Source organism: Brevibacillus sp. SIMBA_040, from assembly GCF_046535075.1.
Taxonomy (GTDB): Bacteria; Bacillota; Bacilli; order Brevibacillales; family Brevibacillaceae; genus Brevibacillus.
Genome location: NZ_JAWRXI010000024.1, coordinates 74,650 through 93,584 on the forward strand (window position 1 = coordinate 74,650; position 18,935 = coordinate 93,584).

19 protein-coding genes are annotated in these 18,935 nt (G+C 47.8%); 15 read left to right on the forward strand and 4 right to left on the reverse strand.

What is annotated here, in order from left to right; translation table 11 throughout:
- Positions 1-39 precede the first annotated feature (39 nt).
- The gene (locus SB752_RS28360) at positions 40-969 is read right to left on the reverse strand and encodes a flagellar hook assembly protein FlgD (protein ID WP_410718809.1); all 930 of its coding nucleotides are present in this window, start codon (positions 967-969) and stop codon (positions 40-42) included.
- 184 nt (positions 970-1,153) lie between these two features.
- Between SB752_RS28360 and uvrB the strand changes: the two genes are divergently transcribed.
- The 4 genes from uvrB to SB752_RS28380 all read left to right on the forward strand — a co-directional run bounded on the left by uvrB (position 1,154) and on the right by SB752_RS28380 (position 7,148).
- Entirely contained in the window at positions 1,154-3,130 is a 1,977-nt protein-coding gene (uvrB, locus tag SB752_RS28365; RefSeq protein WP_410718810.1) for an excinuclease ABC subunit UvrB, read from the forward strand.
- Between the two features lie 15 nt (positions 3,131-3,145).
- Complete coding sequence (gene uvrA, locus SB752_RS28370) at positions 3,146-6,013, forward strand: excinuclease ABC subunit UvrA (protein ID WP_410718811.1); 2,868 nt, start codon at positions 3,146-3,148, stop codon at positions 6,011-6,013.
- A gap of 116 nt (positions 6,014-6,129) precedes the next feature.
- Entirely contained in the window at positions 6,130-6,759 is a 630-nt protein-coding gene (locus SB752_RS28375; protein WP_410718812.1) for an HD domain-containing protein, read from the forward strand.
- A gap of 23 nt (positions 6,760-6,782) precedes the next feature.
- Positions 6,783-7,148, forward strand: a complete 366-nt coding sequence (locus SB752_RS28380) for a phage holin family protein (RefSeq protein WP_410718813.1) — start codon at positions 6,783-6,785, stop codon at positions 7,146-7,148.
- Positions 7,149-7,240: 92 nt separating this feature from the next.
- On the opposite strand, the gene SB752_RS28385 is transcribed toward SB752_RS28380, so the two are convergent.
- From SB752_RS28385 to SB752_RS28395, 3 genes are read right to left on the reverse strand one after another with little or no spacing between them, the layout of a single operon-like run.
- Complete coding sequence (locus tag SB752_RS28385) at positions 7,241-7,369, reverse strand: hypothetical protein (protein ID WP_410718814.1); 129 nt, start codon at positions 7,367-7,369, stop codon at positions 7,241-7,243.
- Between the two features lie 13 nt (positions 7,370-7,382).
- On the reverse strand, positions 7,383-7,982 hold the full coding sequence (locus tag SB752_RS28390; protein WP_410718815.1) for an accessory gene regulator ArgB-like protein: 600 nt from the start codon (positions 7,980-7,982) through the stop codon (positions 7,383-7,385).
- A 16-nt stretch (positions 7,983-7,998) separates the two neighbouring features.
- A complete protein-coding gene (locus SB752_RS28395) occupies positions 7,999-9,342 on the reverse strand; it encodes a sensor histidine kinase (RefSeq protein ID WP_410718816.1) in 1,344 nt (447 codons plus the stop codon).
- 239 nt (positions 9,343-9,581) lie between these two features.
- Between SB752_RS28395 and hprK the strand changes: the two genes are divergently transcribed.
- From hprK to SB752_RS28450, 11 genes are all read left to right on the forward strand, one after another.
- Positions 9,582-10,517 (forward strand): HPr(Ser) kinase/phosphatase, encoded by a 936-nt coding sequence (gene hprK, locus SB752_RS28400; protein WP_410718817.1) that lies wholly within the window; start codon positions 9,582-9,584, stop codon positions 10,515-10,517.
- Positions 10,518-10,540: 23 nt separating this feature from the next.
- Positions 10,541-11,044 (forward strand): acyltransferase, encoded by a 504-nt coding sequence (locus tag SB752_RS28405; RefSeq protein ID WP_410718818.1) that lies wholly within the window; start codon positions 10,541-10,543, stop codon positions 11,042-11,044.
- Between the two features lie 217 nt (positions 11,045-11,261).
- Entirely contained in the window at positions 11,262-12,437 is a 1,176-nt protein-coding gene (locus SB752_RS28410) for an ATP phosphoribosyltransferase regulatory subunit (protein WP_410718819.1), read from the forward strand.
- 3 nt (positions 12,438-12,440) lie between these two features.
- On the forward strand, positions 12,441-13,088 hold the full coding sequence (gene hisG, locus SB752_RS28415; RefSeq protein WP_410718820.1) for an ATP phosphoribosyltransferase: 648 nt from the start codon (positions 12,441-12,443) through the stop codon (positions 13,086-13,088).
- 29 nt (positions 13,089-13,117) lie between these two features.
- Positions 13,118-14,398 carry a histidinol dehydrogenase gene (gene hisD, locus SB752_RS28420; protein WP_410718821.1) on the forward strand — a complete coding sequence of 427 codons (1,281 nt, stop codon included), beginning with the start codon at positions 13,118-13,120 and terminating at the stop codon, positions 14,396-14,398.
- 15 nt (positions 14,399-14,413) lie between these two features.
- Positions 14,414-15,013: an imidazoleglycerol-phosphate dehydratase HisB gene (gene hisB, locus SB752_RS28425; protein WP_410718822.1), complete on the forward strand. Its 600-nt coding sequence runs from the start codon at positions 14,414-14,416 to the stop codon at positions 15,011-15,013.
- Between the two features lie 2 nt (positions 15,014-15,015).
- Positions 15,016-15,633, forward strand: coding sequence for an imidazole glycerol phosphate synthase subunit HisH (gene hisH / locus SB752_RS28430; RefSeq protein WP_410718823.1), 618 nt, complete (start codon positions 15,016-15,018; stop codon positions 15,631-15,633).
- Positions 15,630-16,379, forward strand: a complete 750-nt coding sequence (hisA, locus tag SB752_RS28435) for a 1-(5-phosphoribosyl)-5-[(5-phosphoribosylamino)methylideneamino]imidazole-4-carboxamide isomerase (protein WP_410718824.1) — start codon at positions 15,630-15,632, stop codon at positions 16,377-16,379. The genes hisH and hisA overlap by 4 nt, the downstream gene beginning before the upstream one ends.
- Positions 16,369-17,127, forward strand: coding sequence for an imidazole glycerol phosphate synthase subunit HisF (gene hisF, locus SB752_RS28440; RefSeq protein ID WP_410718825.1), 759 nt, complete (start codon positions 16,369-16,371; stop codon positions 17,125-17,127). Before hisA ends, hisF begins: the two co-directional genes overlap by 11 nt.
- Entirely contained in the window at positions 17,124-17,771 is a 648-nt protein-coding gene (gene hisIE, locus SB752_RS28445; protein ID WP_410718826.1) for a bifunctional phosphoribosyl-AMP cyclohydrolase/phosphoribosyl-ATP diphosphatase HisIE, read from the forward strand. Before hisF ends, hisIE begins: the two co-directional genes overlap by 4 nt.
- Before the next feature lie 202 nt (positions 17,772-17,973).
- Positions 17,974-18,534 carry a GNAT family N-acetyltransferase gene (locus SB752_RS28450; protein ID WP_410718827.1) on the forward strand — a complete coding sequence of 187 codons (561 nt, stop codon included), beginning with the start codon at positions 17,974-17,976 and terminating at the stop codon, positions 18,532-18,534.
- Positions 18,535-18,935: the final 401 nt, after the last annotated feature.

Genomic DNA, 18,935 nt, shown 5'->3' on the forward strand with positions numbered 1-18,935 from the left:
CTCCTGAAAAAAGAGGGACGCGGCTTTTCTATTGCGATATTATGCGTTTGCTTCAAAGCCATTGATTTGGTTTAATGCGACCTTTTTGCCATCCTCAAGCACGAACTCTACGAGACCGTTTTTCATGCTGACGGCTTTGATGATACCCGACAGGCTGTTAGTAGAGGTCGATCCATCTGAATTGGTTTGACCTTCGTTATAGGTAACCGTATAGCCGATCATCTGCGCGTACTGGAGAGAGTTGCTCATGGTCTTGCTCTCTGGCTTGACCGTCATGCCAACAATTTTATCCAGATTTACAGTAGCCCCGCTTTCCAGCTGGAATTCGGCGGTGCCATTTTTCATCGAAAATCCGCTAATGACGCCATTTACGATCTCGTCTACTTCGGTGATGTCGTCAGTAGTAGAAGGATTACCATCCTTGTCTACATTTTTGGTTACTTTGTATGAAATATCTTTACCGATCATCTCGATGAATTTCAGGCTGCTGTCCAGAGCACTACCAGTCATGCCTTGCGACTCAAGACCCTTCACATTTGCGAGTGGGATTGGGTTGGATTCACCAGCCATTCGGAAAAAGATTTTTCCGCTATCCATATAAACTCCCTGGAGGACGCCTTTCTTGGTCTGCGTGGAAGTCTCGCCTGTGAGCTCGTCCTTGGTCGTGAGCGAGTAAGTAGCTGTACGACCAGCCAGTGCCTCATATTTCTCCAGCGTCAGCATGCTGTTGTTGGATTGCTCCATGAGGGAAGTCATTTTCGTAATTTTTTCAACCATGGTCATCATGCTTGTTTGCTGAATAAATTGGGAGTTATCCATCGGAGACATCGGGTCCTGATGCTTCAACTGCTCCAGCATTAGTTTCATGAAGGCGTTGGAGTCGAGCTCTGTTGTGAACTCCTTTTTGCCTTTATAGCTCATATGTGGTTGGACAATGTTATTTTTAACGGTGGTTCCGCTATCTGACATGAGAATCCTCCCTGAAAGTGGCGAATCTATCAATACGATGCGTATATATGCTTCCTGTTTCATTATCGGTAAAACTTGGCTTGTGATGAAGACAAACATTTGTTCGAATTTCCGGCTTATAATAGCCGTAATTGTGTTATAATGGAAATAGAAACAGTTATGCAACGAGGAGATGAACGAGGGAATGGAGCGTTTTGAATTGGTATCGGAGTATCAACCGTCCGGTGACCAGCCGACTGCCATTGCCGAGCTGGTAGCGGGCATTCAGGCCGGGAAGCGACACCAGACATTGCTGGGTGCGACAGGTACGGGAAAGACCTATACAGCAGCCCAAGTGATTGCTCGGGTGAACAAGCCGACACTGGTGATGGCGCACAACAAGACATTGGCTGCCCAGCTGTGCGCGGAGTTCAAGGAATTTTTCCCCAATAACGCAGTAGAATACTTCGTCAGCTACTATGACTACTATCAGCCAGAAGCATACATTCCCCAATCGGATACGTTTATTGAAAAAGACTCCAGCATCAACGATGAGATCGACAAGCTGCGCCACTCTGCCACCAGTGCATTGTTTGAACGGCGCGATGTCATTATTGTCGCATCTGTCTCCTGCATCTATGGTTTGGGTTCACCCGAGGAGTACAGGGAGCTGCTCTTGTCCTTGCGTGTAGGCATGGAAAAAGGACGGGATGAGATTTTGCATCGTCTGGTCGATATCCAGTATACACGCAATGACATCAACTTCACCCGCGGTACTTTCCGCGTACGCGGTGATGTTGTAGAGATTTTCCCTGCATCCCAGAGTGAACAGGCGATCCGGGTCGAGTTTTTTGGTGACGAGATCGAGCGCATCACGTCTATTGATGTTTTGACCGGTGAAATTCTGGGTCAGCGTGATCATATTGCCATTTTCCCAGCCTCTCACTACGTGACTCGCGAGGAGAAGATGAAGCTGGCAGTGGAAAGCATCCAGGCTGAGCTGGAAGAGCGACTTGCCGAGTACCGTGAAGCAGGCAAGCTGCTGGAGGCACAACGACTGGAGCAGCGCACGCGATACGATATCGAAATGATGATGGAAATGGGTTTTTGCTCCGGAATTGAAAACTACTCGCGCCATTTAACAGGTCTGCCTGCCGGGCATGCGCCATACACGCTCATGGATTACTTCCCGGATGACTACCTCGTGATTATGGATGAGTCGCATATGACGTTGCCGCAGGTGCGCGCGATGTATAACGGCGACCGTGCCCGCAAAGACGTGCTGGTAGAGCATGGGTTCCGCCTGCCGTCTGCACGGGATAACCGTCCGCTCAAATTCGAGGAATTCGAAAAGAAAGTGAATCAGGCGATTTACGTTTCCGCTACACCAGGTAATTATGAACAAGAGCACTGCCCTGAAGTGGTGCAGCAGGTTATTCGTCCAACAGGGCTGATTGACCCGACGATCTCTGTCCGTCCAATCAAAGGCCAAATTGACGATTTGATCGGTGAAATTCATGCGACGATTGCCAAAAATGAACGGGTGCTGGTAACGACTTTGACGAAGAAAATGTCGGAGGACCTAACAGACTACCTAAAAGAAGTCGGAATCAAGGTACGTTATCTCCACTCGGATATCAAAACGATTGAGCGGATGCAAATCCTGCGCTCTCTGCGCCTGGGTGAATTTGATGTTCTCGTCGGGATCAACCTGCTGCGGGAAGGCTTGGACTTGCCTGAGGTATCTCTGGTAGCCATCCTTGATGCAGATAAAGAGGGCTTTTTGCGCAATGAGCGTTCCTTGATTCAGACGATTGGCCGTGCAGCCCGTAATTCGGAGGGACGTGTCCTCATGTACGCGGACAAAATGACGGATTCCATGACGTCTGCGATTCGTGAGACCGAGCGCCGTCGTGCGATTCAGGTCGCTTATAATGAAAAGCATGGTATTACACCGCAAACGGTGAAAAAAGCAGTTCGTCAAGTGATCGAGGCTACCAAGGTAGCGGAGGAAAAGGCAGATTATTTGCCACACGCAGACTTCAAGAAAATGCCGAAAAAAGATCGCCTAGCGGTCATAGAACGGATGGAAGAGGAAATGAAGGAAGCGGCGCGCAATTTGATGTTCGAGCGCGCAGCAGAATTGCGTGACTTAATTCTTGAGCTGAAGGCTGAACTCTAAGGAGAGATTTTTTTCATGCCATTAGAACATATTGTGGTAAAGGGTGCACGAGCCCACAACCTGAAAAATATTGATGTCGTAATCCCGAGGGACAAATTCGTCGTACTGACGGGTTTGTCCGGCTCGGGTAAGTCTTCCCTTGCCTTTGATACGATTTACGCGGAGGGACAACGCCGCTATGTGGAGTCTTTGTCTGCCTATGCCCGCCAGTTTCTCGGGCAGATGGACAAGCCGGATGTAGACTCGATTGAGGGACTTTCACCGGCAATCTCTATCGATCAGAAGACGACTAGCCGCAACCCACGCTCCACAGTAGGAACTGTTACGGAAATTTACGACTATTTGCGTTTGTTGTATGCGCGCGTTGGACGACCGATCTGCCCGGATCATGGTATCGAAATTCAATCCCAAACGATTGAGCAAATGGTTGACCGCTTGATGGAGTTTCCTGAGCGCACGAGAATGCAAATCCTGGCGCCGATGGTACAAGGCCGCAAAGGAGAGCACGTCAAGCTTCTGGAAGACATCCGCAAGCAGGGCTTTGTTCGTGTACGGGTAAATGGTGAGATCACTGATTTGTCCGAGGATATCAAGCTGGAGAAAAACAAAAAGCATAGCATCGAGGTCGTCGTAGACCGTGTCGTAGTAAAACCGGATGCGCAGGCTCGTCTGGCAGACTCTTTGGAAACGGCACTTCGTCTGGCTGATGGCAAAGTAATCGTCGATGTTATGGAGCAAGAAGAGCTGCTGTTCAGTGAAAAGCACGCTTGCCCGATTTGCGGATTCTCGATCGGGGAGCTGGAGCCGCGGATTTTCTCCTTTAACAGTCCTTTTGGCGCATGCTCGGAATGCGATGGGCTCGGAGTCAAGCTGGAAGTCGACCCAGATATGGTCGTTCCTGATGGGACCAAGACATTGAATGATGGCGCCATAGGAGCGTGGGAGCCAAAATCCTCGACCTATTACCAGCAGCTGCTGGAGTCTGCCTGCCGTCATTTCGGCATTCGCATGGATGTTCCCTTTGAAGAACTTACAGCCGAGCAAGCGCAAATTCTCATGTACGGAAGCTCGGGTGAAAAAATACAGTTCCGCTATGAAAATGAATTCGGACAAGTTCGAGAGGCAGTCGTGCCGTTCGAAGGCGTCATCCCGAATTTGCAGCGACGCCATTTGGAAACAAGCTCTGATTATATTCGTGAACAAATTGAAGGCTTCATGAGCCAAAAACCTTGCCCAGTCTGCAAGGGGCATCGTCTGCGCCAGGAGAGTCTGGCTGTGAAGGTTGGCGATCGGAGTATTTCTGAGCTGACGACGCTGTCGATTCTCGATGCTCATCAGTTTGTGAATGATGTTGAACTGACCGAAAGAGAAGCCAAAATCGCCAATCTGATCGTAAAAGAGATCAAAGCTCGCCTCAATTTCTTGATTGATGTAGGGCTGGATTATTTGACCTTGAGTCGTGCAGCGGGGACTCTGTCTGGTGGGGAAGCCCAAAGGATTCGATTGGCGACCCAAATCGGCTCGAGTTTGATGGGAGTACTCTACATCCTGGATGAGCCGAGTATTGGTTTGCATCAGCGAGATAACGCACGACTGATCAAGACATTGGAGCACATGACTAAGCTGGGCAATACCCTAATCGTCGTCGAGCATGACGAGGATACGATGATGGCTTGTGACTATATCATCGACATTGGCCCTGGTGCGGGCATACATGGTGGGCAGGTAATCTCAGCAGGTACGCCACAGGAAGTCATGAAGGATGAAAAGTCACTGACGGGTGCCTATTTGAGCGGGCGTAAATTCATCCCGGTACCAATGGAACGCCGCAAGCCTTCGGATAAATGGATAAAAATCGAAGGGGCAAAGGAAAACAATCTGCAGAATGTGACCGCGAAATTCCCATTAGGGGTGTTCGTTGCCGTGACGGGGGTTTCAGGTTCGGGAAAAAGTACACTGATAAATGAAATTCTGCAAAAGACGCTGGCTCGTGACTTGAATGGTGCCAAAGTCAAACCTGGGGAGCACCGCCGAATCGTCGGACTTGAGCATCTTGATAAAGTCATTGATATTGATCAGTCCCCAATCGGACGGACACCACGCTCCAATCCGGCTACGTACACAGGTGTATTTGACGATATTCGCGACTTGTTTGCGTCAACCAATGAAGCAAAGGTACGTGGCTACAAGAAGGGGCGTTTCAGCTTTAACGTTAAAGGCGGGCGTTGTGAAGCGTGCAGCGGCGACGGGATTATCAAAATTGAAATGCACTTTTTGCCGGATGTTTATGTACCGTGCGAGGTGTGTCACGGAAAACGATATAACCGTGAAACGCTCGATGTAAAATACAAAGGTAAGAGCATCGCAGATGTACTCGGAATGACGATTGAGGATGCCGTAGAGTTTTTCCGCAATCTGCCAAAAATTGAACGCAAGCTGCAGACCATCGTTGACGTAGGCTTAGGCTACATGACATTGGGGCAACCAGCTACGACACTTTCTGGCGGTGAAGCACAGCGTGTGAAACTGGCTTCTGAGCTGTATAGACGCAGCACAGGGCGCACCCTGTATATTTTGGACGAACCAACCACAGGACTGCACACAGACGATATTGATCGTTTGCTCAAGGTTCTCCAGCGTCTGGTGGAAAACGGTGATACTGTACTTGTCATCGAGCACAATCTCGATGTTATTAAAACAGTAGACTATGTCGTTGATCTGGGACCTGAGGGTGGTACTCGTGGCGGCACGATTGTAGGTACAGGTACGCCTGAAGAGGTGGCAAAGCTGGATGGGTCCTATACAGGGATCTATCTGAAGCCTATTTTAGAGAGAGACAAAGCGCGAACTGTAGCCAAACTGGAGCAGCTTGTTTCCAAATAACATGATCGAGGCGCCTTCTCGCAAATGAGGGGCGTCTTGTTCGTATGTACGCAATTTGCGATAATAGCAATGATCTGGTTGTAAGAAGCGTATAAATAGGGAGAGGGGGAGAAGCGATGGAATATATAGCCGAAGCACTTGCTGCCCTGCCTGCTGACCTGGTTAAGGAGGCACGTAAGCATTTTGATGGTCAGGACCCTGCTCATGATTGGCAGCACAATTTGCGTGTGATGGCAATGTGCGAGCGAATTGGACGTGAGGAAGGGGCAGATACGACGATTCTGCGCTTGTCTGCTTTATTGCATGATATCGGAAGGGCAGAGGAGCGGCGTACAGGGGAATGTCACGCAAAGATCAGTGTTCGTGTGGCAGGAAGCTGGTTAAAGGAGCGGGGGATGACCGACGATTTCATTTCACGTGTGCAGTCTACGATTCTCGCCCATCGTTTTCGCATAGACCGTCCGGCAGCTACGCTGGAAGAACAGATCCTCTTTGATGCAGACAAGCTCGATTCGATTGGGGCTATCGGTGTGGGCCGTGCTTTTGCATACTCAGGAGTACTGGGACAGCCGATTCAAGCGGATGATCCCGATCAGCATACCCCTGCGAAGGAGTTTGCCTGGAAGCTCCAGAGGATAAAGGAGAAACTCTATACCAAAACAGCCCAGCAAATTGCGATAGACCGGCATCTTTTCATGGCCGAGTTTTTTGAGCGATGGGAGCAAGAAATACAAGGCATTCGTTAAATTAGGAAGAGAGGGGAGAGAACATGATTCGGTGGATAATCAAGCTGTTGTTAAACGGTGCGGCCCTGCTGTTGATCAGTAACTGGTTTCAGTCGATTATCGTTGCGAACTTCAAGGTAGCTGTCTTTGCTTCACTTGTCTTGGGCGTAGTGAATACCATGATCCGACCAATCTTGACGTTTTTTACGTTACCGCTACAGCTCTTGACGATGGGGCTGTTTTGGTTCGTAATCAATGCCGTTACCTTTGCTTTAACCGCCTACTTTATTGATGGCTTTGAAGTGGGACCTTGGCCGGATAATATCGGTACGATCATCATTGCGGCTGCACTTATGAGTCTTTTTGGCTGGTTGATCGATTTGGTTGTTGGCAGACCAAAAGAAAGATAAGCAAGAAAACAGCAAAATGCCCGCATTTTCTAGGAAAGAAGATGCGGGCACATTAGCGTAGTTGGAAGATTCTGTCTATTTAGTGCACTTACCTACTTCTTTTCTTCTCTCATATGAGGAGGAATCGGCTCGTAAACCAATCCACCCTTCAATACTCCTGAAACGTTCAAAACAGAAAGGGAACCAAAGAAATTGCAAATCGCTGGAAGCAGTTTCTTCATAAGTATCATCCTTTCAAGATTTGTTTTCCAGATAAGAGATTATCCGGAACGTACGTGGCATGAGAAGAACAGATTGCAACAGAACGGCAAGTATATAAGTCATAGATAGTCTATAGGAATATCCTATCAAAGTACTAGAAGAAAGGCAACCGATTCCAATTAGGATTAATACTATTTTTCTATTTCTGCTCTGAATTTTTGGGTCAGTAGGCATGTAGGTGTGTTTGGCAGGGGCATGGAAATAGTTAATAACAAATCCTGCCCCTCCTAACAGGACCAGTGCTAATTGAGCGGGAATACCAGAAAACTCAGGCAGATACTTGATGAGGAGTCCGCCTGAGACCATAAGTGTTACTGTGAAAGTTAAACAAGCCCATGGATTTTTTAAATGAACACCGCCAGTAAGGAGTCGAAGCAAGAAAAAGAAGCAGACGAGAGGGATCACTTCGCCAATCAAGCCAAAAAGAAGAGACAGGACAACGATAACAATACCATTCATGACATTAAGTACAAAGATTTCAATTCCATGTGCTAATTGTCCTATAGAATAGGGGGTTTCTTCAGTCTTGATAGATTGTGCAATGCGAAGAGAAAGCCTTTCCGTCCAAGTCATATGATCGACCCTCCTGTTATCGATTTGCAAAAGAAATTCGAAAACTGGTCACACCATCAGCTGAGCGAACTAGGATTTTTCCACTATAACGATCTGTTACTGTTTTGACGATAGTTAAACCAAGGCCACCTTCACCAGATTTTTTGGTTGTATAGCCGACATCATAAATATCTTTTAATTTAGTTTCTGGTATGGTAGGTCCGCTATTTTCAATATAGAGGTAGTGCTCGCGTTCTGACTGCCCCCATTCTAGTATGATGTAGCGATTCTCCTCAAGCTCGTATGAAGTGGCACGAATCGCATTATCCAGTAAATTACCTAAGATTTTAATGAGATCGAATGTTTTCATTTGAGAAAACTGACTAAGATCGTTGATGTTCATGGTCAGTGTAATTCGCTCAGCCAGACATACAACCATTTTGGACTGTAGCAGGGAGGAGACGGCAGGGTTTTTAATTCGCTCTAGGACTTGTGAACTGGCATCCGCTGTTTTTTCAATGATGACGGTTTCTTGTAATAGCTGTTCTACGTATTCCTTTGCATGGTGATGCAACTCTTTCTTCAAGAATCCATTAATTGCCGTATAGTGATTCAACGAATCATGCTTCATGGAACGAACAGCAGTGAATAAATCTTGAATGCTGTTTAAATAAGGAGTTCCTGTTTCTTCTTCCACACGGTTAATTGTTAAATTGATATAGATACGGAACAAAATCACAATAACAATAAAGAGTGCAAGAATCGTTAGTTGGAAAAATAGTTGGAATTGTGGCGTGTACACGGCTATTGTTGCAGAATTATTGTTTCTTATAAAAAATGAAGTGTTCATGAACAAGATCAGCAAAAACTCAATACTACCAACAAGAATGAGCAAGAAAAGATAGCGATTTAATCGATTCTGCTGAAACAATCGACGAATGTCGAATTTGAAAAAGCGCATCAAAAAAGCAATAGAGACAAACATAAAAAGGTATAGGCAGCGAACTGTAATCATCAGCATCGTGGTGGAAAGAATCTCACTCCAGTAGATTTGCTGAGAATTAAAAATCATAACCACGAGTGATTCAACAACAATCATAGCCCCAATTGCCGTTGTTCCCATAAATACCGACTTCAACAGGTTGAAGCGATACAAACTAATGATCATTACGGTCGTGAGCAAGAACATAAGTAAAACCTTTGGCTGGTAATAAACATCAATAAATGAAAGAAATTCACCAGCCACTGAAAAAAGAAATGCAAACGAAAGGGCTTGTTTCTTCTTTTCAAAGACGGAATGGTTGAACATGGCCAAGCTAATCGTAAGTAGCAAGAAGGCTTCTGGTAGGTCTACTAGTATGAATCGAAGTATAAAGTCCAAGGTGATGCCTCCTCTCGGTCCGAATTTCGGAGTAAAGCTGTATGTAAATCTAATGTAACCTATATATGTCGTGATACCAATATCAATTCTATCTTATGAAATAACGCGAAAAATGTAAATGATACGACAACTTAGTTTGCTAGATATATCAGGCGACGAGGTTGTCGTGGGTATGTCCATTTCGCTACAATAGGGTTATATAAATGAGGGACGGAAATCCCGTGTAAGGGGGAAGCTTCATGCGCAAAACGAACGTGAGTCATCTCGCCGATCATTTTAATATGACGATTTTGAGCGGCGAAGAGGGACTGGGACGTGAGATTACAGTAACCGATTTGAGTAGACCAGGTTTGCAGCTGGCGGGCTACTATTCGTACTACGCCGAGGAACGCGTCCAGCTATTCGGTCTGACCGAGATCAATTTCTTTCAAACCTTGTCGAGAGAAAAGCGCTTGGACCGGATGAATTTTCTTATGCAAGGGCAAACCCCTTGTTTTTGCGTGACGCGCAATCAGGTTGTACCAGAAGAAATGATTGAGGTGTCCAATAAACAGGGAGTGCCTGTGCTGCAATCTCCTTTGGCTACAACGACACTGGTTGGAAAAGTAACCAATTATCTTGAAAACCGCTTGGCGCCTACAACGACGATCCACGGTGTATTGACGGACGTTTATGGTGTTGGTGTACTGATCATGGGCTCGAGCGGAATTGGAAAAAGCGAGGCGGCACTTGAGCTGGTCAAACGCGGACATCGCCTGGTTGCCGATGATGCGGTCGAAATTCGGCAGACACAGGGCGGGCAGCTCAGTGGTAGTGCTCCTGAGTTGATTCAGCATCTGCTCGAAATTCGTGGTGTAGGTATTATTAACGTCATGACGATGTTTGGTGCCGGGGCAGTTCGCAACGTGAAAAATATCGAGATGGTCGTACAGCTGGAGTTGTGGGAGCAGCACAAAATGTACGAGCGGTTAGGGCTTGATGAAGAAACATTGAAAATCATGGACACAGAAATTCCGATTATCACCGTACCTGTAAGACCTGGTCGAAACCTTGCTGTCATTATTGAAGTGGCGGCGATGAATTTCCGCCTGAAACGGATGGGGTACAATGCTGCAGTCCATTTCTCCCGAAAACAATCGAGTGCGATTCTAGAAGACGTCGATTCTGATCTGTAAGAGGGGAAGAAGGGGACAAGCGTATGCGAAAGACGACACGGTATCCGGTCCATGGAGCCAATCCATTGTGGCAAATGTATCAGACGGTGAGCTTTTGGAAGGTCATGAAAAATTTTGTGGTGATCCAAATCGCGCGGTATACACCGTTTTTATCTTGGAAGAACTGGCTGTACCGGACGTTTCTGCGTATGGATGTAGGCGAGCAGACCGCCGTTGCGCTCATGGTCATGATGGATACCATGTTTCCCGAACTGATCAAGATTGGCCGAAATAGCGTGATTGGATATAACACGACGATTCTCGCTCACGAGTATTTGATCGAGGAATATCGCCTCGGAGAAGTCCGAATTGGTGACGGCGTACTTGTTGGAGCAAATTCTACGATCCTGCCAGGAGTGACGATTGGAGATGGAGCGATCGTAGCGGCAGGGACGGTTGTACATAAGGATGTGCCAGCAGGTGCATTTGTCGGTGGAAATCCGATGCAGCTGATTCGGGAAGGCAAGCAAAAAATAGACGAGCAGTAATGCGCCTAGGATAGCGAATATGGATCATACTACAGAGTATCTACAACATTGTTGTGATACTCTTTTTTCTTTCGATAAAAGGGTGTAATTTTCCGACTATTCTAATCTCTGTTGACCGTCTTTTGTTTACGTGGTAATCTTCTTCATAACACTTTAACTTGTTACCATATTAGCAGAGTAAAGTATTCTGAGAATAAAAGGCATGGAGGGAATAACGATGGCGAAGCCGTTGGGATTTGAAAAGCCGTTAGGGATGAGGGATATATTGCCGGAATCACTTGCGAAGCAACGGCATTTGGAGCGCCTGCTCGGGCAGTGCATTTCTCGCTGGGGGTACGAAGAGATATCAACCCCGTCTCTGGAATATTACGATACGGTCGGAGCTGCCAGTGCGACGCTGACAGACCGCATGTTTCGATTGTTGGACAAACAAGGGCATACAGTTGTGCTGCGGCCGGACATGACGACGCCGATTGCCCGCGTTGTTTCCTCTCTATATAAAGATGTACCCGTACCGATTCGCTTGTTTTATCAGGCAAACGTGTTTCGCGCGCAAGAAAAAGAAGCGGGACGAAATGCAGAATTTTTTCAGACGGGCATTGAGCTGATTGGGGATGCTTCCGACGATGCAGACGCAGAAGCCATTGCACTCGCCGTTTTTTGTTTGCGAGCGGCTGGAGTTGAAACGTTTCGCATCGCGGTTGGACACGTTGATTTTGTAGATGGGCTTTTAGAGGATGCCATCGAACAGGAGAGCGATCGAAACCAGTTCCGTCAATTTTTATATGAGCGCGACTTTGTCGGTTTTCGCCAACTGCTGTCGACGCTGGACATCACGATCGAGGCAAAAGACAGATTGGAAACCTTACTGCGCCTGCGTGGGGGAAAAGCAAAGATCGCGGAAGCCTATGAGTTGACCAACAACGAAAAAGCGAGACGTGCTGTTGATACGATCGCCTCTTTGTGGGAAGCACTCGAAGGCTACGGGGTGACGGACGATCTTTTGCTCGACTTCAATCTGATTATTAACCTGAATTACTACACTGGGGTTGTTTTCGAAGGCTATGCTGCCGATTTGGGCTCACCGCTTCTTGGTGGCGGACGTTACGATCATTTGCTTGCACAGTTTGGACGTCCAGCATCTGCTACAGGCTTTGCGATCAAAATGGACCGACTTTTGCAGGTTACTCCAGCGCTCGACAGCCAGCCAGCTACACGTATTTTGCTTTGCTACACGGCCAATTGCCGCAAGCGGGCGCTATCTGAGGCTCAGCTTTTGCGCGAGGACGGCCTAGTTGTAGTCACACGTTTGGTGAGTGAGGAAGCGGATGTAGCAGCCCTTCAAGATAAGGGATATACCAAGGTTATTTGTTTGACGGAACAGGGGGAGTAAGAGATGGCGGTTTTCGACAACGCCCAGAAGCTGACGATTGCGATGCCAAAGGGCAGAATATTTGAAGAGGCTGTCCATTTTTTGCAACAGGCGGGCTTGCAGGTGACAGCAGAGCTCCAGGATTCTCGCAAGCTGATTATCCCGGTCGAAAATGCACAGCTCGAATTTATTTTGGCGAAACCAACTGACGTCCCGACTTATGTGGAATACGGAGTAGCGGATGTTGGTGTGGTAGGCAAGGATGTTCTGCTAGAAGAGGAGCGGGACGTATACGAGCTACTGGATTTGCAAATCGGTTACTGCCGCATGATGGTTGCAGGGATGCCAGACTGGAAGCCGACTGAGGCGCCGAGAGTGGCAACAAAGTACCCGAAAATTGCTTCTCGCTATTTCCGAGAGCAAGGCCAGCAGGTGGAGGTCATTAAATTAAATGGCTCCGTAGAGCTGGCTCCATTAATCGGCTTGGCGGATCGGATTGTCGATATTGTTTCGACAGGCAGAACGTTGCAGGAAAATGGCTTGGTTGAGCTGGAGAACATTTGCGAGATCACGACCAGACTGATTGCCAACCGTGCCAGCTATCGTATGAAAAGCGAGGCAGTAGATGATATAGCAGGGAAATTCCTCGAGGTTATCCCGAGAAGAAAATAAAGAGAGAACGTGGAGGGGTGAATAGGATCATGCGCATCATGTCGGCGAGTCAATTTGATGGGAAAAGAACGGTGGATTCCGGGACAACGGGGCAGCAGGAGGCGGTGCAAGCGATTCTTCTTGAAGTGCGGAAACGTGGCGATGAAGCGCTCCGGGACTATACCGAGAGATTCGACCGTGTACGATTGCAGCAATTTCGGGTTAGTGAGGCTGAATTCGCTGAGGCGAGTGAGCAAATTACATCGGAAGTAAAGGCAGCTTTGGTGGAAGCAGCAGCTAATATTCGTGATTTCCATGAACGTCAAGTACGCCAATCATGGTTTACCACCAAGGAAAGTGGTACATTGCTCGGACAAATTATTCGACCGCTGAAGCGTGTGGGACTCTATGTTCCTGGCGGGACTGCAGCGTATCCCTCGAGTGTCTTGATGAATGCGATCCCGGCAAAAATTGCGGGAGTACCTGAGGTTGTCATTACGACACCACCTGGAGCAGACGGAAAAATCAATCCGGCCATCCTCGTAGCAGCACAGATCGCTGGAGTAAATGAGATTTACAAAGTAGGGGGAGCGCAAGCTGTTGCTGCGCTAACGTACGGCACCGAGCAGATTTTGGCGGTAGATAAGATTGTTGGGCCAGGCAACATCTATGTCGCACTCGCCAAGCGTGAAGTGTTTGGGCTCGTGAGTATCGATATGGTAGCGGGTCCTAGTGAAATTGCCGTATTGGCTGATGATACTGCGAATCCACGTTATGTCGCGGCAGATCTGCTGTCTCAGGCAGAGCATGACCCGATGTCAGCTGCTATCCTGGTTACCCCTTCGCAGGCATTGGCGGATGCTGTTGCGACAGAAGTAGAGCGACAGCTGGAGGATTTGCCTCGCAAGTTGATCGCTGAGGCAGCTGTGCGTGATCATGGTGCCATATTAGTGGTGAATGACCTGGATGAAGGCTTTGCGGTTATTAACCGGATTGCTCCTGAGCACTTGGAGATCATGATTGACGATCCGTTTGCTCATTTGGGCAAAGTAGAGAATGCAGGTGCGATTTTCCTCGGACCATACAGCTCGGAGCCGGTAGGAGATTATTTTGCAGGGTCAAATCATGTGATTCCGACGAATGGAACGGCGTGCTTTTCATCTCCTCTATCGGTAGATGACTTTATTAAAAAATCGAGTGTGGTTTCTTATAGCAAAAGCGATTTGCGCGAAAATGGTCATAAAATCATTACGCTGGCAGAGCAAGAGGGCTTGGCTGCGCACGGACGAGCGATTGCAGAGCGCCTGCGGGACTTAGATAGCGAAGAGTAGGAGTGGAACGAGAAAATGATCGATACGCAGAAGCGAGTAGCACAAATTGAGCGAAACACGAATGAGACGCAAATTGCGCTTTCCTTTGGAATAGATGGGGCAGGTGATAGCAAGCAGAATTCAGGCGTTCCGTTTCTCGATCATATGCTTGATTTGTTTACCCGTCACGGTCACTTCGATTTAACGGTAAAAGCAAAGGGAGATATCGAAATCGATTATCACCATACCGTGGAAGACATTGGTATTTGTCTCGGTCATGCGCTGAGAGAGGCGCTGGGTGACAAAAAGGGGATCAAGCGTTATGGAAACGCGTTTGTGCCAATGGATGACGCGCTGGCGCAAGTCGTAATCGATATCAGCAATCGTCCGCATCTGGAGTATCGCGCGACTTACCCGAACAATGTTGTGGGACAGTTTCCTACTGAGCTGGTCCATGAGTTTTTGTGGAAGCTTGCCCTTGAGGCGCGGATCAATCTGCACGTAATCCTGCACTACGGACATAACACGCACCATATGATCGAAGCCATCTTTAAAGCACTGGGTCGCGCTCTGGATGAAGCAACGACGATTGATCCGCGTGTAAAAGGGGTCCCGTCAACTAAAGGGGTTTTGTAAACATGATCGGCATCATCGACTATGGCATGGGGAATTTGTACAGCTTAAGCAAGGCATTGGAGAGACTGGGTTATGCGTATGAGTTTGTGTCTGATCCAGAGCGTTTATCAGATTTCAGTGGCCTGATTCTACCGGGGGTAGGCGCATTTGGTGATGCGATTGCAAACATTCGGGACCTCGGATTGGAAATAGCGTTGCAGGATTATGCGGCATCTGGCAGGCCGATTCTTGGTATTTGCCTTGGGATGCAGCTGTTATTTGGAAAAAGTGAGGAGTACGGGGAGCATGTCGGGCTGGGGCTGCTAAACGGAGAGGCTGTCCGTTTTCGCGGTGACTTTAAGGTGCCGCATATGGGCTGGAACGAGCTGCAGGTGAAGCAGCAGCACTCTTTGCTGGAAGGAGTACAAAGCGGCGATTACGTTTATTTTGTGCATTCCTACCATGTGCGTGTAGGAGTGCCTGAGGTACTGCTCGCAACAACTGATTATCATCAGGCTGTTACTGCGATTGTAGGGCGCGACAACGTATTTGGGATGCAGTTCCACCCGGAAAAAAGCGGAGAGACTGGCATGCGCTTGCTGCGCAACTTTGCGGTTTTGTGTGAGGAGGTTTTGGCATGAGCTTTATCATATATCCTGCTATCGATATTCGCGGCGGAAAATGCGTTCGGTTGTTTCAAGGGGATTACGCCCAAGAAACGGTATACGCAGACTCCCCTCTCGAAATGGCAAAACGTTGGGTAGAACAAGGGGCAGCCTGGGTTCATTTGGTCGATTTGGATGGGGCAAAGGAAGGCAAGCCCGCAAATGCAGAGCTGATTAAAGAAATTGCCCGTTCGATTTCGGTTCCTGTTCAGGTGGGAGGAGGCATCCGGACTGAAGAACAAATAGCAGATTACTTGGAGGCAGGCGTAGCCAGAGTCATCGTCGGTACGGCGGCGATCGAGGATGAGCCTTTCACCCAGAGGATTTTGCAAGCGTACGGAGACAAAATCGCGATTGGGCTGGACTGCCGCAATGGATTAGTGGCCACGCGCGGCTGGTTGACGACGACCGATGTGCAAGCGACTGAACTTGCCAAGCGCTTGGTATCTTATGGTGCGGAGACATTTATTTATACGGATATCGCACGTGATGGTACTCTGACTGGGCCGAATGTGGAGGAAATATCAGCGTTGGCGCTAGCTACGGGGAAATCCGTAATTGCATCGGGTGGAGTCAGCAATCTTGATGATCTGCTAGTCCTATCCGCACATTATGCAGAGGGTGTTTCGGGAGCGATTGTCGGCAAGGCGCTCTATACCGATGCCTTTACATTGGTAGAGGCGTTGGTTCGTATGGAGGAGCGTGGAACGAATGTTAGCTAAACGAATCATTCCTTGTCTGGATGTAAAAGACGGACGTGTCGTAAAAGGCGTGCAGTTTGTGGGGCTACGTGATGCGGGGGACCCGGTCGAGCTGGCGAAAAAGTACAGTGAGGAGCGAGCGGATGAGCTCGTTTTTCTTGATATATCTGCCTCTCATGAAGGACGAGGGACGATGGTGGACGTCATTGAGCGCACGGCAGCCAACATCACGATTCCTTTTACGGTAGGTGGAGGCATTAATAGTGTAGAGGATATGAAGCGAATATTACGTGCGGGAGCAGACAAGATTTCACTCAATACAGCGGCTGTTTTGCGCCCTGAGCTGGTTCGTGAGGGTGCAACCGTTTTTGGTTCGCAATGTGTGGTCGTGGCTATCGATGCTCGCCTAGTCGGTGGAGATCGCTGGGAGGTGTACACCTACGGCGGACGTAATGCAACGGGTAAGGACGTTATCAGCTGGGCACAGGAAGTAGAGGTGCTGGGAGCGGGAGAAATTTTGCTGACCAGCATGGATAACGATGGGGAGAAAAAAGGCTTCGGTATCGAATTGACGAGACGGGTATCAGAGGCTGTCCGTATTCCGGTAATTGCGTCAGGAGGCGCTGGGTCAAAGGAAGACTTCCACGATGTGCTCACTGATGGAAAGGCTGATGCGGCATTGGCGGCCTCGATTTTCCATTATGATGAAACGTCAATTCAGTCGGTGAAGGAGTATTTGCAAACCAAAGGAGTAGTGGTGCGGCCATGACAGTACATTTTTCACTGGAGGAATTGCGGTTCGACGAAAGTGGCCTGATTCCGGCTATCATACAGGATGCAAGTAGTAAGAGCGTGCTGACGCTTGCCTATATGAACAAAGAATCTTTGCAAAAATCGTTGGAAACAAAAGAAACGTGGTTTTGGAGTCGCTCCCGGCAAGAGCTGTGGCATAAGGGCGGAACATCCGGCAATACACAACGGATTGTTTCCATGAGCTATGATTGTGACGGTGATGCACTCGTTGTGCAGGTTGTACCGAACGGTCCTGCTTGCCATACAGGAGCCTATAGCTGTTTTTCCAATGAACTGCCTGGAGCAGAAGCAAAGGAACTACAAGTGGGCAACCAAGCTGATCGTTTTGCGATCCTGGGTGAGCTCGAACAATTGATTGCTGCACGTGAGCTGGAGCGTCCTGAAGGCTCTTATACGACCTATCTGTTTGAAAAAGGTGTGGACAAAATTCTGAAGAAAGTGGGAGAAGAGGCAGCGGAAGTGATTATCGCAGCGAAAAATCGTAGTGCAGAGGAATTGCGCTATGAAGCCTCCGATTTGATTTTCCACCTGCTTGTTCTCTTGCAGGAGCAAAAGCTGCCATTGGACGCGGTATTAACTGAACTGCAAGGACGTCGATAGATTGTGATTAAGGAAGCCACTCTTTTGCGAAAGAGTGGTTTTTAATGTCGCCCTGCCATAAAGTGGTTTCCTTGGAGGTTTTCTTGTAGAATAGATAGCAACTGACTTTCGAAAGGTGTGGTGACTATGAATACAAAGAGCCAAAGCAAGTCCAACCGTCAATATGAATTTACCAACTACCAATCGAAAGGCAGGAAACAAAATGATCAGAGGCAATTTAGTAGAATTGCGTCCAGTTACGGCAGAGGATATAGAGCGGCTGCATGTTTGGCGTAATGATGAAGAAGTGGCGACGTGGGCAGCAGGCTCCTCGTTTGTCACGTACAGCATCGTTTCACTTGATACACTGCGTACCATGTACGAAGAGGCCGTACGAACTTCAAAGCTGGATGACAAATTGAACCAGTTTGTTTTTTCGGTTTATACGCTTGATGGTGTGCACATCGGAAATTGTGATTATCGCCGGGTGGATCCAATCACACGTGCTGCTACGATCGGGATCGGCATTTTGGCAAAAGAATATTGGAGCAAAGGGTATGGTACAGATACTCTACATGCTCTTTTGCGATTTCTCTTTTTAAAAATGAATCTGAATCGAGTTCAATTGGATACATGGAGTGGAAATACCAGAGCGATTCGTGCCTATGAAAAATGCGGCTTTGTTTTGGAAGGGCGACTGCGACAAAATGAATACATTGATGGGCAGTATTACGATACGATCATGATGGGCTTACTACGTGAGGATTATCTACAAACGAATTAATTGAGAAGGGGCTGTGCCAAATGAAGGTTTGGCGCAGCTTTTTTTGTACGCGGGGGAGCGAAATGAATAGCTGAGAAATGAACGAAAAAATTTAGTGTAAATAAACTTTTAAAATAACCCTTGATTTCGTTTTTTAGATGTGATAGATTATTCCTTGTCGCCAACAAGCGACGACAAAATGCGAGAAAAGACAACAAGATTCAACGAAAAAAATCCTTGACTCGCCCACGACGAACGTGATAAGATTTAGAACGTTCGACAAAAAAATGCTCTTTGAAAACTGAACAGCGAAAGCGTTAATGAGTCTATCATTAAATGATTTGTCAGCTTTGAACCAGTAACAAACTTTATTGGAGAGTTTGATCCTGGCTCAGGACGAACGCTGGCGGCGTGCCTAATAC

Bases quoted from the DNA above. Each gene is read 5' to 3' on its own strand.
- hisD (WP_410718821.1), top strand. From the start codon at position 13,118: ATGCGCATCATGTCGGCGAGTCAATTTGATGGGAAAAGAACGGTGGAT.
- SB752_RS28385 (WP_410718814.1), bottom strand. From the start codon at position 7,369: ATGAAGAAACTGCTTCCAGCGATTTGCAATTTCTTTGGTTCCCTTTCT.
- hisF (WP_410718825.1), top strand. From the start codon at position 16,369: ATGTTAGCTAAACGAATCATTCCTTGTCTGGATGTAAAAGACGGACGT.
- SB752_RS28390 (WP_410718815.1), bottom strand. From the start codon at position 7,982: ATGACTTGGACGGAAAGGCTTTCTCTTCGCATTGCACAATCTATCAAG.
- hisA (WP_410718824.1), top strand. From the start codon at position 15,630: ATGAGCTTTATCATATATCCTGCTATCGATATTCGCGGCGGAAAATGC.
- uvrA (WP_410718811.1), top strand. From the start codon at position 3,146: ATGCCATTAGAACATATTGTGGTAAAGGGTGCACGAGCCCACAACCTG.
- hisIE (WP_410718826.1), top strand. From the start codon at position 17,124: ATGACAGTACATTTTTCACTGGAGGAATTGCGGTTCGACGAAAGTGGC.
- SB752_RS28405 (WP_410718818.1), top strand. From the start codon at position 10,541: ATGCGAAAGACGACACGGTATCCGGTCCATGGAGCCAATCCATTGTGG.
- uvrB (WP_410718810.1), top strand. From the start codon at position 1,154: ATGGAGCGTTTTGAATTGGTATCGGAGTATCAACCGTCCGGTGACCAG.
- hisG (WP_410718820.1), top strand. From the start codon at position 12,441: ATGGCGGTTTTCGACAACGCCCAGAAGCTGACGATTGCGATGCCAAAG.
- SB752_RS28380 (WP_410718813.1), top strand. From the start codon at position 6,783: ATGATTCGGTGGATAATCAAGCTGTTGTTAAACGGTGCGGCCCTGCTG.
- SB752_RS28450 (WP_410718827.1), top strand. From the start codon at position 17,974: ATGATCAGAGGCAATTTAGTAGAATTGCGTCCAGTTACGGCAGAGGAT.
- SB752_RS28375 (WP_410718812.1), top strand. From the start codon at position 6,130: ATGGAATATATAGCCGAAGCACTTGCTGCCCTGCCTGCTGACCTGGTT.
- hisB (WP_410718822.1), top strand. From the start codon at position 14,414: ATGATCGATACGCAGAAGCGAGTAGCACAAATTGAGCGAAACACGAAT.
- hprK (WP_410718817.1), top strand. From the start codon at position 9,582: ATGCGCAAAACGAACGTGAGTCATCTCGCCGATCATTTTAATATGACG.
- SB752_RS28360 (WP_410718809.1), bottom strand. From the start codon at position 969: ATGTCAGATAGCGGAACCACCGTTAAAAATAACATTGTCCAACCACAT.
- hisH (WP_410718823.1), top strand. From the start codon at position 15,016: ATGATCGGCATCATCGACTATGGCATGGGGAATTTGTACAGCTTAAGC.
- SB752_RS28410 (WP_410718819.1), top strand. From the start codon at position 11,262: ATGGCGAAGCCGTTGGGATTTGAAAAGCCGTTAGGGATGAGGGATATA.